Annotated in this window: 14 protein-coding genes; 5 read left to right on the top strand and 9 right to left on the bottom strand. The window is 71.5% G+C overall.

Going from position 1 to position 12859, the window contains the following annotated elements; translation table 11 throughout:
• Positions 1-60 precede the first annotated feature (60 nt).
• The 3 genes from ACFRU2_RS16710 to ACFRU2_RS16700 all read right to left on the bottom strand — a co-directional run bounded on the left by ACFRU2_RS16710 (position 61) and on the right by ACFRU2_RS16700 (position 3378).
• Entirely contained in the window at positions 61-1455 is a 1395-nt protein-coding gene (locus ACFRU2_RS16710) for a DUF2637 domain-containing protein (protein ID WP_382972488.1), read from the bottom strand.
• A gap of 135 nt (positions 1456-1590) precedes the next feature.
• Entirely contained in the window at positions 1591-2376 is a 786-nt protein-coding gene (locus ACFRU2_RS16705) for a DUF3558 family protein (RefSeq protein WP_382972486.1), read from the bottom strand.
• 147 nt (positions 2377-2523) lie between these two features.
• The gene (locus ACFRU2_RS16700; protein ID WP_382972484.1) at positions 2524-3378 is read right to left on the bottom strand and encodes a DUF3558 domain-containing protein; all 855 of its coding nucleotides are present in this window, start codon (positions 3376-3378) and stop codon (positions 2524-2526) included.
• Between the two features lie 170 nt (positions 3379-3548).
• Here ACFRU2_RS16700 and ACFRU2_RS16695 point away from each other — a divergent pair, with 170 nt between their 5' ends.
• Positions 3549-4742 carry an RtcB family protein gene (locus tag ACFRU2_RS16695; protein ID WP_382972482.1) on the top strand — a complete coding sequence of 398 codons (1194 nt, stop codon included), beginning with the start codon at positions 3549-3551 and terminating at the stop codon, positions 4740-4742.
• A gap of 65 nt (positions 4743-4807) precedes the next feature.
• Here ACFRU2_RS16695 and ACFRU2_RS16690 read toward each other — a convergent pair whose 3' ends face one another.
• On the bottom strand, positions 4808-5641 hold the full coding sequence (locus tag ACFRU2_RS16690) for a hypothetical protein (RefSeq protein WP_382972480.1): 834 nt from the start codon (positions 5639-5641) through the stop codon (positions 4808-4810).
• A gap of 298 nt (positions 5642-5939) precedes the next feature.
• Here ACFRU2_RS16690 and ACFRU2_RS16685 point away from each other — a divergent pair, with 298 nt between their 5' ends.
• Positions 5940-7010, top strand: a complete 1071-nt coding sequence (locus ACFRU2_RS16685) for a hypothetical protein (protein ID WP_382972479.1) — start codon at positions 5940-5942, stop codon at positions 7008-7010.
• A gap of 41 nt (positions 7011-7051) precedes the next feature.
• Complete coding sequence (locus tag ACFRU2_RS16680) at positions 7052-7774, top strand: polysaccharide deacetylase family protein (protein WP_382972477.1); 723 nt, start codon at positions 7052-7054, stop codon at positions 7772-7774.
• 16 nt (positions 7775-7790) lie between these two features.
• Here ACFRU2_RS16680 and ACFRU2_RS16675 read toward each other — a convergent pair whose 3' ends face one another.
• Together ACFRU2_RS16675 and ACFRU2_RS16670 are read right to left on the bottom strand one after the other, a co-directional pair.
• Complete coding sequence (locus ACFRU2_RS16675) at positions 7791-8552, bottom strand: SDR family NAD(P)-dependent oxidoreductase (RefSeq protein ID WP_382972475.1); 762 nt, start codon at positions 8550-8552, stop codon at positions 7791-7793.
• Between the two features lie 62 nt (positions 8553-8614).
• Complete coding sequence (locus ACFRU2_RS16670) at positions 8615-8950, bottom strand: YnfA family protein (protein ID WP_274548956.1); 336 nt, start codon at positions 8948-8950, stop codon at positions 8615-8617.
• A gap of 148 nt (positions 8951-9098) precedes the next feature.
• Between ACFRU2_RS16670 and ACFRU2_RS16665 the strand changes: the two genes are divergently transcribed.
• Positions 9099-9581, top strand: a complete 483-nt coding sequence (locus tag ACFRU2_RS16665; protein WP_382972473.1) for a hypothetical protein — start codon at positions 9099-9101, stop codon at positions 9579-9581.
• Between the two features lie 146 nt (positions 9582-9727).
• Here ACFRU2_RS16665 and ACFRU2_RS16660 read toward each other — a convergent pair whose 3' ends face one another.
• Positions 9728-10477, bottom strand: a complete 750-nt coding sequence (locus tag ACFRU2_RS16660) for a Mut7-C RNAse domain-containing protein (RefSeq protein WP_382972471.1) — start codon at positions 10475-10477, stop codon at positions 9728-9730.
• A gap of 42 nt (positions 10478-10519) precedes the next feature.
• Positions 10520-10960 carry a winged helix-turn-helix transcriptional regulator gene (locus tag ACFRU2_RS16655; RefSeq protein ID WP_382972469.1) on the bottom strand — a complete coding sequence of 147 codons (441 nt, stop codon included), beginning with the start codon at positions 10958-10960 and terminating at the stop codon, positions 10520-10522.
• Between the two features lie 160 nt (positions 10961-11120).
• On the opposite strand from ACFRU2_RS16655, the gene ACFRU2_RS16650 reads away from it, so the two are divergent.
• On the top strand, positions 11121-12017 hold the full coding sequence (locus ACFRU2_RS16650) for an NADP-dependent oxidoreductase (RefSeq protein WP_382972583.1): 897 nt from the start codon (positions 11121-11123) through the stop codon (positions 12015-12017).
• Between the two features lie 145 nt (positions 12018-12162).
• Here ACFRU2_RS16650 and ACFRU2_RS16645 read toward each other — a convergent pair whose 3' ends face one another.
• Positions 12163-12600, bottom strand: coding sequence for a hypothetical protein (locus ACFRU2_RS16645; protein WP_215031868.1), 438 nt, complete (start codon positions 12598-12600; stop codon positions 12163-12165).
• Between the last annotated feature and the right edge of the window lie 259 nt (positions 12601-12859).

Here is a 12859-nt window from a genome sequence, read left to right as displayed (position 1 = left end):
ACGGGAAGGGCCCGCACCCCTGGGGGTGCGGGCCCTTCCGCATGTCCGCTGAGCTGCTCGTTACGCGATGTGCTCGTTCTCCAGCTCGGTCTGGTAGCGCTGCTTGAGCTGCGGGAAGATCTTGCGGATCAGCGAGGCGCTGCGCGGATGCACCACGCCGTACCGGTCGGCCAGCAGTATGTCGAGCTGCTCGGCCGTCAGGACCTCGCCGTTCTCCTCGAGGTGGGAGCGGAACACCTCGTACGCCGCCTCCGCGAACTTCACGTCGTCGTCGCTCGGCGGCTCGCCCTCGGGGAAGGACTCCTCCTGGCGGGGACCCGGTATCGGCAGCTCCTGCGGGAACTCCTCCTGTACGGGCTGCACCGGCTCCTGCTGCTCCGGGCCGGTCGGGGGCATGACCGGGGTCGGCTCCAGGCCCTCGACGTACTGCGGGTTGTACCCGCCCTCGTACGCGGCCTGCGGCGCGCGGGGCGCCGCGAACCAGGCGCTGTTGTGCGCGGCCGGCATGGCGGTCGGGTCCACCACGAAGGGGGCCGCGTCGGGGTGGCCCTGCGGGGCCATGACCCCGGCCGGGCCGTCCGCGTACTGGGACCCGGGGCCGGCGAGCTCGTGCTGCTGCACGGAGTCGGCGGAGGCGTCGGCGGAGGTCCCGCCCGGAGCCGGAGCGGCCAGGGCCGTCGCCGTCGCGGGCTGCGGCGCGCCCTCGGCGCCCGCCGGGAGCGCCGGAGCCGTCGGGTCGGCGGCCGGGGGCGGCGGGATGAGCAGGGGGTCGATGCCCGCCGCCGCCAGGCCCTCGGGGGCGGTCTGGGAGAGGGGGACGCCTATGCGGGCCAGGCGCAGCGGCATCAGGGCCCCGACGGGGGCCTTGCGGCGCCAGGCCCGGCCGTAGCGGGCCTGCAGGCGGGCCTGGTAGATCAGCCGGTCCTGCTCCATGCCGACGGCCTGCTCGTAGGAGCGCAGCTCCCACAGCTTCATCCGGCGCCACAGCTTGAAGGTGGGGACGGGGGAGAGGAGCCAGCGGGTGAGGCGGACGCCTTCCATGTGCCGGTCGGCGGTGATGTCCGCGATCCGGCCCACCGCGTGGCGGGCGGCCTCCACGGTGACCACGAAGAGGATCGGGATCACGGCGTGCATGCCGACCCCGAGGGGGTCGGGCCAGGCGGCCGCGCCGTTGAAGGCGATCGTCGCCGCCGTCAGCAGCCACGCCGTCTGGCGCAGCAGCGGGAACGGGATCCGGATCCACGTCAGGAGCAGGTCCAGCGCGAGCAGGACGCAGATGCCCATGTCGATGCCGATCGGGAAGACCAGCGAGAAGGAGCCGAAGCCCTTCTTCAGGGCCAGGGCGCGCACGGCGGAGTACGAACCGGCGAATCCGATCCCCGCGATGACGACGGCTCCGGCGACCACCACACCGATCAATATCCGGTGCGTACGAGTCAGCTGCATCGCGGCCACCCGCGATCCCCTTCCCCTTGTCGAGCTACGGCAGGGCACAGCGTACGCGCGTACGGAGAAGGGGACGTCGGCGGTCCGGAACCGGGGCCGCGGGCACCGGTGGCGGACCGCCGGGGGCGGGTGCGCCCCGAGGTCCTAGGAGTTCGAAGGCGAGGGCTGCTGCTCGGGCTGGGCCGACTGCTCCGGCTGCTTCGCCTCGTTGGCGGCCGCGACCGAGGCCACGGTCTCCTTCGTCGCCGCGATGGCGTCCTGGAGCAGCTTGGCCTGGTCGGGAGCGGTCGCACCCTCGTAGGCCGTGCCGTTGTAGTCGAGGGTGATGACGACGTTGTGCGTACGGGCGATGACCGAGGTGTTGAAGAAGTCGCCGTCCTTCTTGGTGGTGAAGGTGACGGAGGTGGCCTGGTCGCCGATGCCGCCCGCCTCCTCCGGCTTCACGTTCTCCGCGCCCTCGACGGCCTTCGCCTTCTCGACCTGCTTGGCGTACTCGTCCTCGGCGCGCTTGCTGCCGGTGCCGACCGAGGCGAGGGAGTCGTAACGGACCAGGGAGATCGACAGCCAGCGGTACTGCGAGCCCTTCAGACCGGCCTCGTCCAGGCCGTTCCAGGTGCAGGTGGCCCGGCTGGCGAGGTCGTTGGACTTGGCGGCCGTGCCGTTGGCGTCCTTCGCCTTGGGGACGATCGTCTCGATGGTCTTCGCACCGACCGCCTTGCACGGCTCCGGCAGCGCCGCGTACACGGCCTTCTCCAGCGCCTCCTTGGAGGGCTTGGAGCTCGGCTGGGAGGACGAGGACGCATCGGACTTCTTGCCGCTGTCGGTGCCCGACTTCTTGCCCGAGTCGGACGAGCAGCCGGCGACCGTGAGGATCACCGGGACGGCTGCGCAGGCGAGGACGCGGGTGAGGCGCGAGGCTGATCGGTGCATGATTCCTTCAGACGTTGTGGGTCTTCGTGCGGGCTCGTTCGGTCCCTCTGACGGGCGCGGAACCCGAGCAACGGTAGCCCGACCCGGCGCCCGGCTGCTGTGCGCGCCGTCACGAAGGGCCCGTACGCCCCCTTCGGGCGGGACCGGCTATTCGTTGAACCGCTCCACGAGGGCCTGCGCCAACTGCCGTGCCCTGTCCTGGGTTTCACCGCTCGGCGGGACCGTGCCGGGCAGTGCGGGCTGGACGCTGTACTCGACGGTGACGATGACATTCGAGGTACGGAACACAATGCGGACGGTGCGCGCCTGGGCGGCGCTGGCGCCGGCGGCGGCGAGCTTGTCGTCGAGGAAGGCCTCGTTGCCGAGCCCTTCGAGCACGCGGGAGCCGAGCTCGGGCGCGGGGGAGGGGCTGCCGCTCGCGCCGGTGCTCGGTGTCGGTGCCCCGGGCGTGGGTGCGCCGGGTGCGGGCGTGCCGGACCCGGACGGCGTCGGGTTCGGGCTCGGGCTCGCCGACGGCGCCGGGGCGGGCAGGTTGGCGGCGGTGAGCTGGCGGCCGTAGACCTGCCGCGCCTTGTCGTCGTCGCTCGTGGTGGCCCGGTCGTACGAGACCACGCGCTCGAAGCCCACCGACAGCAGCCGGGTCTCGGTCGGCGTCTGCGCGGTCCAGCGGCAGCCGACGCGCCGGTCGGCGTCGTACGAGGCGTCCGCGACCCCGGCGTAGAGCGCGTCGCGGGCCTCGGGGGCGAGGGCGTCGGGGGCCGGGAGCATCGCCTTGACCTTCTTGGCGTCGGCGGCCTTGCAGGGCATGGGCAGGCTGCGGTACTTGCCGGGCTGGGCGCCCGTACCGGCGTTGGCACCGGCCTTCGCGTCGATGGTGGTTCCGGATCCGTCACCGTCGGTGCAGGCGGTGAGGCCGGCCGCGAGGGCGGTGAGCATCGCGATGGCTGGCAGGACTCCACGTACTCGGCGTACTCGTCGTACCCGCACCGTCTTGCGCTGCACGTTCCACCGGCTCCCTTCGGGAAAATGCATTGCCGCGGCTGGGGCGCGGATGGACACAATGTCTATCGCACACGCTGGTGCCGGCGCCGGTCTCATGTCGTATTTGAGGCCATGAGCGAGGCTTTTGCGTTTTGAGACTTTTGTGGTGTTGACGGGGTGTTGAGGGTGAAATGTCATACGTAGAAGTGCCCGGGGCGAAGGTCCCCATCCGGATGTGGACCGACCCGGCGTCGGTCGAGGACAGCGCGATGCGCCAGCTCCAGAACACCGCCGGACTTCCCTGGATCAAGGGCCTCGCCGTCATGCCGGACGTCCACTACGGCAAGGGCGCCACGGTCGGCTCGGTCATCGCCATGAAGGACGCGGTCTGCCCGGCGGCGGTGGGCGTGGACATCGGCTGCGGCATGTCGGCGGTGAAGACCTCCCTGACCGCGAACGACCTCCCGGGCGACCTGTCGGGCCTGCGCTCGCAGATCGAGAAGGCGATCCCGGTGGGGGCGGGGATGCACCGGGAGGCGGTGGATCCGGGGCGGCTGTATGGGTTCTCGGACCGGGGGTTCGGGGATCTGTGGGAGCGGTTCGACTATGTCGCGGACGCGGTGAAGTTCCGGCGGGAGCGGGCTTTGCGTCAAATGGGGACACTCGGAACCGGGAATCATTTCATTGAAGTTTCAACTGACATGTCCGGGGCGGTTTGGCTCATGCTGCACTCGGGGTCCAGGAACATCGGCAACGAGCTGGCGGATTTCCACATCAACGTGGCCAGAGGGCTCGCGCACAACCAGGGCCTGATCGACCGTGATCTCGCGGTCTTCCTCGCGGTGACCCCGGAGATGCAGGACTACCGCAACGACCTCTTCTGGGCGCAGGAGTACGCGAAGTTCAACCGCGCCGTGATGATGAGCCTGCTCAAGGAGGTAGTCCGCAAGCAGTTCCGCAAAGCCAAGGTCTCCTTCGAGCAGGAGATCAGCTGCCACCACAACTACGTGGCGGAGGAGCGGTACGACGGCATGGACCTGCTGGTCACGCGGAAGGGCGCGATCCGCGCCGGCAGCGGTGACTACGGGATCATCCCGGGCTCCATGGGCACGGGCTCGTACATCGTGAAGGGCCTCGGCAACGAGAAGTCCTTCAACTCGGCCTCGCACGGCGCGGGCCGGAAGATGAGCCGGACGGCGGCGAAGAGGAAGTTCTCGGTGCGCGACCTCGCGGAGCAGACCAAGGGCGTGGAGTGCCGCAAGGACTCGGGCATCGTGGACGAGATCCCGGGCGCGTACAAGTCGATCGAGCAGGTCATCGACCAGCAGACTGACCTGGTCGAGGTCGTGGCCAAGCTCAAGGCCGTCATCTGCGTGAAGGGCTGAGCCGAGGCCAGTGGAACGCCGGAAGGCCGGAACCCTATGGGCTCCGGCCTTCCGGGCTGGGCGCGTCAGCTCTGGAGCCAAGGTCCGCCACTTGTGCGCAACCGGGTGAGGCGCTGCCTGCAACCCCCTTCGGTGCGGCCCAGTTCGATGGCACCGGCAGCGGCTTCGCCGAGTTCGAGCAGTTTCAAGTCCTCGGCCAGGGTCCAGCGGCGGCGCGGGGTGACCCTGGCCATGCCTGTCGGTCGGGTCCACTCCTTCAAGGACTCTGCGGACGTCCTCTTGCGGTCCAATGACAAGCAGCCGTCGTAGTACAGGTGTGAGGCCAGTCCAACGGCCGTTTCGTTGGTGTAGATGATGTTGTAGATGCCGTCGCGGGTGTTCCGCTTGATGGTGCGCTCTGCTCCGGTGATTTTCTTGGCGTAGTGGCAGAGGTAAGCGCCGATGGCCGTACTCGCGGTCGTCAGCGAGACGAAGGGCAAGCCCTGGCTCGTGTAGCCGACCGATCCGTCTGCGTCGATCACGCCGCGTACGTAGTCCGGGCGGGAGAAATCGACGCGGGGCGGTGTGATGGTCCTGGACTTGCGGCCGTATGGAATTCCGAGCTCGTTGACGATGGTGCGTGCCTCCTGGGAGTAGGTCGACCAGATCGCGCTGTGCGAGGAGGCGGCGAAGTTGGTGGATCGGGTGCGCTCCGTCACGGAGCTGTTGTACGGGGTGAGCTGCTGGAACTCGTGCAGCAGCGCGATGTCGCGCACGTTCAGTTCCACCGTGAGGCGGCCGCGCTGTCGGCTCTGCTGGGACAGGTGTCCGTCGGCTTGGAGGAAGCCGAACATGTAGGCGTAGCGGGGGTCTTGGAGGTCCATGAAGCGCGCAGGCGCGCTAGGGTCCTGGTCAGCCATGAGGGAGTCCTTGTCCCTTGTCGGTGAGGCCCTCGGCCGGGACTGCCATCCCGGGCGGGGGCCGTTTCTGTTGTGGTCGAACCTAGGGATGGATTCGGCCTGTCTGGGGGCTCTTGAGGCGCCTTCACTCGAACGCGTGGTGGGGTGTCACATGCCAGTTCGCGGAGGGTGTGGTCGGCCTACGTGTTCGCGGGTGTGATGTGATCAGCGGAATTTTGTGGTGAGGGCTGGGGGATCTGTCGTGGTGCATGGCGTTGCCGGTAGGCGGTGGGGGCGGGGTGTCGGCCTGGGGGTCGTCGTGGCCTTGATGGCGGGGGTCGCCGGGTGCTCGCCCGCGAAGGGGGGCGGTGATGCGAAGGCGGCGGAGGTGGCGCCGTCCGTCGTGGCTGTTCCCGTGGCGCCGCGGGTGATCGGCAAGGGAGATGCCGAGAAGGTGTTCAACGAGTATGCGTTCTCCCACTCGGTTGCCGAAGGGAAGGCCGACGCCGTCAGGATCGCCACCTTGGAGACGGGCGCTTTGCTGGAGGAGAGCAAGGCTCGCTACGCGCGCTCGGTCGCGCAGGCCGACTACGGCAGGGGCAGTGACACCTTCACCCGGCCCGTCTTCGTCATTCCGATGGAGGGGGAGCAGCCGGGGTACCCCCGTTCGTTCGCCGTCTTCAGCAAGCGGGACGGCGGACCCCGTGATCGCGCCACCGCCGTGCACTACTTCACTCAGGGCGAGGCCGGCGGGCCGTGGCTGGCGGCTGCCGTGTCCTGGGTGAACGGCGATGCGGCCGTGGCGGGCGCCCCGGACCGGAGTCCGTACGAGCAGCTGGGCCTCAAGGTCAGGGATAAGGAGATCGCGGCGCCGAGGGCCGAGCCGGAGGCCGGCGGCGGGGTGCTGTCGGCGACCGCAGGGGAGGATCGGAAGGTCTGCGGGCGGTACGCGGAGTACATGACCTTCACGGCGCCGCGCGGTGAGCGGGAGAGCGAGCACTTCGTGCCGGGTCCGCTGACGAGCGAGGTGGTCGGCGTGTTCAACGAGCGTGACGACCAGGTGGACGGGTTGGTTCGGCACCGTTTCGCGTATGAGGTCGCGGGTGCGGAGCTGCCGGTGGTGAAGCTGGCGGACGGTGCGTCCTTGGTGACCTGCACGTACGTGCAGACGAGTCATCAGGAGAACAAGGCGGAGACGAACTGGTTCACGTTCAAGAAGGGCAGCCCCATCGACGACATGCTGGGTGGCGGGGGGCGGCACTGGGCCGATGTGAAGTCGCGTTACGCGGTGACGGTGGTGTTCGAGGTCCCGCCGCAAGGTCCGGCTGCCGTTGTTGCCTCCAACTCCCTTGCTCCTCAGCTGCTTTCCGCGGAAGGAACTCGCGGCTAGGGGATTGACGTAGCGAGTTGGTCTAGACCAAGGTGTGCCGCATGTGGAGATCTCGTGCGGTGCTTGCCGCGTTCGCGTCGTTGTCGCTCACCGTTGGCGGGGCTCAGGCCGCCGGGGCTGCCGGGGCCGAGGGGGCTGCTCCGGCCGCTGCCGCGGCCTCGAAGGCCGTGGGGCTGCCGCCCGTCGTGTCGCACGTGCCGACCAGTGAGAAGGTCGTGTTCATCACCATTGACGACGGGTGGGCGCATGATGCGGCCGTGGCGCAGACGCTCGTCGAGCAGCGGGTGCCCGCTTCGTTGTTCCTGCTGCCGGGGGCGTTCTCGTACGACACCCAGTACTTCACCGGGCTGGTCGAGCAGGGGCGCTCGGTGAACGTGGAGAACCACACCGTCAATCACCCCGATCTGACCGCCCTCGACGCCGCCGGCAAGGACGCCGAGGTGTGCGGGGCCGGGGAGCAGCTCGCCGCGGCCTTCGGGCGGGAGCCGAAGCTGCTGCGGCCGCCGTACGGGGCCGTCAACGACGACGTGCGGCTGGCCGCGAAGGCGTGCGGGGTCAAGGCGCTGATCACATGGACGCACGACTTCACGACGTGGGGCGAGACGCCGGCCACGCCGCAGCTGAACGCCGGCGACATCGTGCTGCTGCACTTCACGCCGACGCTCGGCGCGGACCTGAAGCGGGCCCTGGACGCGGCGAAGGCCGCCGGGCTGAAGCCGGCGGCCTTGATGCCGCACCTGAAGAGTGCCGGGCTGGTGAAGTAGCGCCCGGCGCGCAGGTCTACAGCTCGCGGTGGAGCTTCGTGTTCGAGGCCTGGGCGCGGGGGCGGACCACCAGGAGGTCGATGTTGACGTGGCTGGGACGGGTCACCGCCCAGGTGATGGTGTCGGCCACGTCGTCGGCGGAGAGGGGCTCGGCGACGCCGGCGTAGACCTTCTCCGCCCGCTCCGTGTCGCCTCGGAAGCGGGTCTTGGCGAACTCCTCGGTCTTGACCAGGCCCGGGGCGATCTCGATGACGCGGACGGGCTGGCCGACGATCTCCAGGCGGAGGGTCTCGGCGAGGACGCGGGCGCCGTTCTTGGCGGCGACGTAGCCGGCGCCGCCCTCGTAGGTGGCGTGGCCGGCGGTGGAGGAGAGGACGACCACCGTGCCGTCGCCCGAGGCGGTCAGGGCCGGGAGCAGGGCCTGGGTGACGTGGAGCGTGCCGATGACGTTGACCTCGTACATCGTGCGCCAGTCGGCGGGGTCGCCGGTGGCGACGGGGTCGGCTCCGATGGCGCCGCCGGCGTTGTTGACGAGCACGTCGCAGCGTTCGAGCGAGGCGGCGAGGGCGTCGACGGCGGCGCGGTCGGTGACGTCGAGGGCGTGGGCGGCCGCGGAGTGGCCGGCGGCCGTGATCTCGGCGGCGAGGGCCTCGATGCGGTCCTTGCGGCGGGCGGTGAGGACGACGTGGTAGCCGGCCGCGGCGAGCTGCCGGGCGGTGGCCGCGCCGATGCCGCTGCTCGCGCCGGTGACTACGGCGGTTCGGGTGGCCGTGCTCATGCTGGCTCCTCGTGCGTTCGTACGGGTGAGTACTGGCCAGCATAGGCGGGTCGCCGCGCAGGTCACCGGCCGCGCGGGGCGTACATGATCACCGCCATGCCGGCGAGGCAGATCAGGGCGCCCGCGATGTCCCACCGGTCGGGCCGGTAGCCGTCGGCCACCACGCCCCAGAGGAGGGACCCGGCGACGAAGACCCCGCCGTAGGCGGCGAGGACGCGGGCGAAGTCGCCCGTGGGCTGGAGGGTGGCGACGAACCCGTAGAGGCCGAGGGCGATGACTCCGACGCCGATCCAGGCCCAGCCCCTGTGCTCGCGGACGCCTTGCCAGACGAGCCAGGCGCCGCCGATCTCCAGGAGCGCGGCGAGGGCGAAGAGGGCGGCGGAACGGGCGATGAGCATGGCCGGAACCCTATGCGGAGCGGGCGGGAGAGCGGGCGGAGAAGTGGGCGGGCGAGCGAGCGGCGAGGGAGGGCTCGCCCTCGTTCGTGTGATGGTCCGACCATCGGGTGGGTGGGAGGGCTACCGTCCGCGCGAGGAGGTGGTCGCGGTGCGCCGAGGTGCCGTACGGAGTGTGGTGATGGCCGGGCTGCTGGTGCTGCTCGGAGGGCTGGGGAGCGGCGTGGGGAACGCCCGCGCCGGGGCCGGGCCGGAGGCCGACGTGGCCTATCACGGGCGGGTCGCCCTGGATGGGGCCCGGCTGCGGATCCTGCTGGTCCCGGAGAACGAGGGGCCGTCCGCCCTGCCGAACGCGACCGTACGGCTGCGCCTGTCGGCCGACCTCGCGGACCGGCAGGAACTGGCGGAGGGCTGTGCGCGGGCCGGGCTGCGCGAGGTGGTGTGCGAGACGGGGGAGCTGCCGCTGCACGGGCGGGGGCGGCACATCGGGCTGGTGCTGCGGCTGAAGGAGCCGGCTGCGGAGGTGGTGGTGCGGGTCGACACGTGGTGGAACGGCGGGGCGACCGACCGGAACCACGCCAACAACGAGCACGTGGTGCTGGCGCTGGACACGGGGGACACGTACGCGTTCTGAGCCGACCGGCTGTGGCCGGGCCCGGGCAAGGTCCGGCCCGTCCGTGGTCCGGCCCGTGCAAGGTCCGGCCCGTCCGTGGTCGGCTCCGTCCGCGGGAGCGGCCCCGTCTGCCGTCCGAGCCGTCTGCCGTCCGGCGCGTGCGCCCGTTACGGCGTGCCCACGCCGCCGAACTCGGCGACGGCCTCGTCGACGATCCGCTCCAGCCGGGCGTGGTGGGCGCCGCGCCAGTAGACGCGCTCGCAGTCGGCGCACTGGGCGAAGACCTCGTACGAGCGCTGCGTGCCGCTCTCCAGCCGGTCGCCGACGCTGTTCTTGTCGGCCTCGCGCAGGGTCCCGTTGCACGCGGTGCAGCGGGTCCACGGGGCGAGGGCCGGGGCGAACCGGCCCAGGATGTCGCGGACCTGCTCGTCGGGGTTGTCGCTGTAGACGTACGCGCCGGCGAACAGCTCGCGGCGGCGCAGCAGTCCGCGGTCGCGGGAGAGCAGGACGCGCTGCTCTGCGGCGGAGCGGGTGGCCAGGGCGGGGTCGCCGATGTCCTCGTTCTCGTACGCGGCGTCCACGCCCAGCAGCCGCAGGCGGCGGGCGAGGGTGCCGAGGTGGACGTCGAGGAGGAAGCGCAGCGGGATGGCTCCGGGGACGCCGGGGAGCTGCTGGGGGCGGTCGACGCCGAAGACTTCCACGGACTCGCCGGCCCGGGGCACGTGGGCGAGCGGCGTCTCGGCGCCGTCGACGAGGATCCGGCCGACCTCGGTGAGCGGGACGCCGGCCGATTCGACGACGTGGCCGAGGCTGGAGACGCCGTCGGTGGTCGTCGGCACGCGGGTGCCGCGGCGCGCGGGCGCGGCGAACACGTGCAGTTCGGGGGCGAGGGTGAGCTGAATGCCGGGTCCGTTCACGGGGCCCAATATGCCATCGAGGGGCGGGGTGCGGCGGCGGATTTACGCGGCCGCGTCCGCGCCCGTGTCCGCGCTCACGGCCGCCGCGTCGTGCCGTTCGCGGTGGGCGTTGACCTCGTCGAAGTGGTTCTCGGCCCACTGCTTCACGGAGCTGAGCAGGCAGCCGAGGTTGCCGCCGAGTTCGGTGAGCCGGTAGTCGACGCGGACGGGGACGGTGGGAGTGACGGTGCGGGCGACCAGGCCGTCGCGCTCCAGGGAGCGCAGGGTCTGGGTCAGCATCTTCTGGCTGACGCCGGGGATCTTGCGGCCGAGCTCGCTGTAGCGCATGGTCCGGTCCTCGGCCTGGCCGAGCGCGCTGACGATGAGGCCGACCCACTTGTCGCTGATGCGGGCCAGGAGCTGGCTGGTGGGGCACTCCTTGAGGAAGGCGTCGTAGGCGGTGCGGGCCTCTTCGCGGCGGGCCTCGGCGGTACGGGTGGCCATGGGTGCCCCACTTCCGGGTCGGGTACGCACTCCGAGGTACGTACTTACGATTCGAGAGTAACTCTCCCTAGGTTAGTTCTCACCGGAAACACCGGAACGAGAGAGCGAGCCTGCGGAAGAGGCGATGACGATGAGCAGCACCAGCACCAACCAGACGACGATGGCGGCGGCAGTGGTCGAGGGCTTCGGCGGACCCGAGCGGGTCGAGGTCGTACGGGTTCCGATCCCGCGGCCGGGCGCCGGGCAGGTCCGCGTACGGGTCCGGGCGGCCGGCCTGAACCCGGTCGACGGCGCGGTACGGGCCGGTGTCTTCGGCGGCGAGGGGCAGCGGCTGGGCTTCGGGTGGGACGTGGCGGGGGAGATCGAGGAGCTCGGTGCGGAGGTGAGCGGCTGGGCGGTCGCCGACCGGGTGGTCGGCCTGCACTACGGGACGGTCAAGCCGCTCGGTACGCACGCCGAGTACGTGGTGCTCGACGCATCGGCGCTGGCGCCGGCCCCCGCGAGCGTGGACGACGTGACGGCGGCGGCGCTGCCGCTGAGCGGCCTGACCGCCGCCCGTGCGGTGGGCCAGCTGGAACTGGCCCCGGGGGCTTCGGTCCTGGTCACGGGCGCGGCGGGGGCGGTCGGCGGGCTCGCGGTCCAGCTGGCGGCGCGGGCCGGGTACGTGGTGACGGCCCTGGCGGGAGCCGATGACGAGGAGCTCGTACGGTCCCTGGGCGCGACCCGCTTCGTCCCGCGCGGCGGGGCTCCGGCCGCGGCCGTGGACGGGGTCGTGGACACGGCGGTCCTCGGCGGGCCGGCCCTGGCCTTCGTCCGGGACGGCGGCGCCTACGTCGGCCTGATCCCCGGCGCGGCCCCGGCGGCGGAGCGGGGCGTCCGCGTGGTGGAGCAGGAGGTGGCGGCGGACGGCGCCCATCTGGCCCGTCTGGTGACGCTGGTCGACGCGGGGGAGCTGGCGCTCAGGGTGGCGCGCACCTTCCCGCTGGCGGAGGCCCCCAAGGCCCACGCCCACCTCGCGGACCCGGGCACGCGCGGCCGCATCGTCCTGACGGCCTGAGCCGCCGCCCCGACGGCCCGCCCCAAGGCCGGGGCCACCCCCGGTGCCACAGCCGGGGCCGCAGGCGGAGAACAGGGCCAGGGCCGCACCGGGTGCCACGGCCGGAGCCACGCCCCGGCCCGCCCCGGTTCCGCGGCCGGGAGGCCTACGGCCAGACCAGGCAGTACGGCTGGTGCCCCGCTTCGTGGAGGCGATGGCTGAAATCCTGCCACTCGTGGAGCAGCTGGTAGACGTTGAAGGCGTCGCGGGGGCCGCCGCGGTCGGGGACCGTGGACCAGATGAAGGCGGCGGCGCCGACCGACTCCTCGCCGATGCCGCGCAGCGGGTCGACGACGGTCATCGGGAGTTTCACGACGGCGTAGTCGGGGTGGAGGACGACCAGTTCCAGCGGGGGCACCTTGTGCAGGGGTATGCCCTCGATGCCGGTCAGGACCATCGCCGCGACGGTCTCCGGCTTGATCTTGGTGAACATGCCGCCCATGCCGAGCTCGTCGCCGCCCAGCTCCTCCGGCCGCATCGTCTGCGGGACGCGTGCGGCGGTGGCCCCGTCGGGGGCGCCGAAGTACTTGTACGTCACGCCCATGCCGCGGCCCCTGGGGAGGCCGTCGGGGTCCTTCGTGGGGCCCGGTACGGGTTCTGCCGCGTCCGTGGCGCGACGGCGGTGCTTGCCGCGGCGCCGTTCGCGGGCGCGCTGCGGGTCCAGGCCGTCCGTGCCCTCGCCCGGTCCACCACCGCGTTGCATATCTCCACCCGACTGGTCTTGCCTGCCCCGGCCCCGTGACCCCCGCCACGCAGCCTGATCATCATGGCAGTGACCTCCCCCGGGGCGGCGCGGTGAAACG

Origin of the sequence: Streptomyces sp. NPDC056883, from assembly GCF_042788835.1 — a bacterium.
Taxonomy (GTDB): Bacteria; Actinomycetota; Actinomycetes; order Streptomycetales; family Streptomycetaceae; genus Streptomyces; species Streptomyces stoeckheimensis.
Note: the sequence above shows the minus strand (reverse complement) of the source record. Positions and strands in the feature narration are given on the sequence as shown.

What these genes read in the sequence shown, in the direction of transcription:
- ACFRU2_RS16670 (WP_274548956.1), bottom strand. Translation starts at nt 8,950, where the DNA reads ATGCTCATCGCCCGTTCCGCCGCCCTCTTCGCCCTCGCCGCGCTCCTG.
- ACFRU2_RS16655 (WP_382972469.1), bottom strand. Translation starts at nt 10,960, where the DNA reads ATGGCCACCCGTACCGCCGAGGCCCGCCGCGAAGAGGCCCGCACCGCC.
- ACFRU2_RS16680 (WP_382972477.1), top strand. Translation starts at nt 7,052, where the DNA reads ATGTGGAGATCTCGTGCGGTGCTTGCCGCGTTCGCGTCGTTGTCGCTC.
- ACFRU2_RS16645 (WP_215031868.1), bottom strand. Translation starts at nt 12,600, where the DNA reads ATGGGCGTGACGTACAAGTACTTCGGCGCCCCCGACGGGGCCACCGCC.
- ACFRU2_RS16650 (WP_382972583.1), top strand. Translation starts at nt 11,121, where the DNA reads ATGGCGGCGGCAGTGGTCGAGGGCTTCGGCGGACCCGAGCGGGTCGAG.
- ACFRU2_RS16690 (WP_382972480.1), bottom strand. Translation starts at nt 5,641, where the DNA reads ATGGCTGACCAGGACCCTAGCGCGCCTGCGCGCTTCATGGACCTCCAA.
- ACFRU2_RS16675 (WP_382972475.1), bottom strand. Translation starts at nt 8,552, where the DNA reads ATGAGCACGGCCACCCGAACCGCCGTAGTCACCGGCGCGAGCAGCGGC.
- ACFRU2_RS16705 (WP_382972486.1), bottom strand. Translation starts at nt 2,376, where the DNA reads ATGCACCGATCAGCCTCGCGCCTCACCCGCGTCCTCGCCTGCGCAGCC.
- ACFRU2_RS16695 (WP_382972482.1), top strand. Translation starts at nt 3,549, where the DNA reads ATGTCATACGTAGAAGTGCCCGGGGCGAAGGTCCCCATCCGGATGTGG.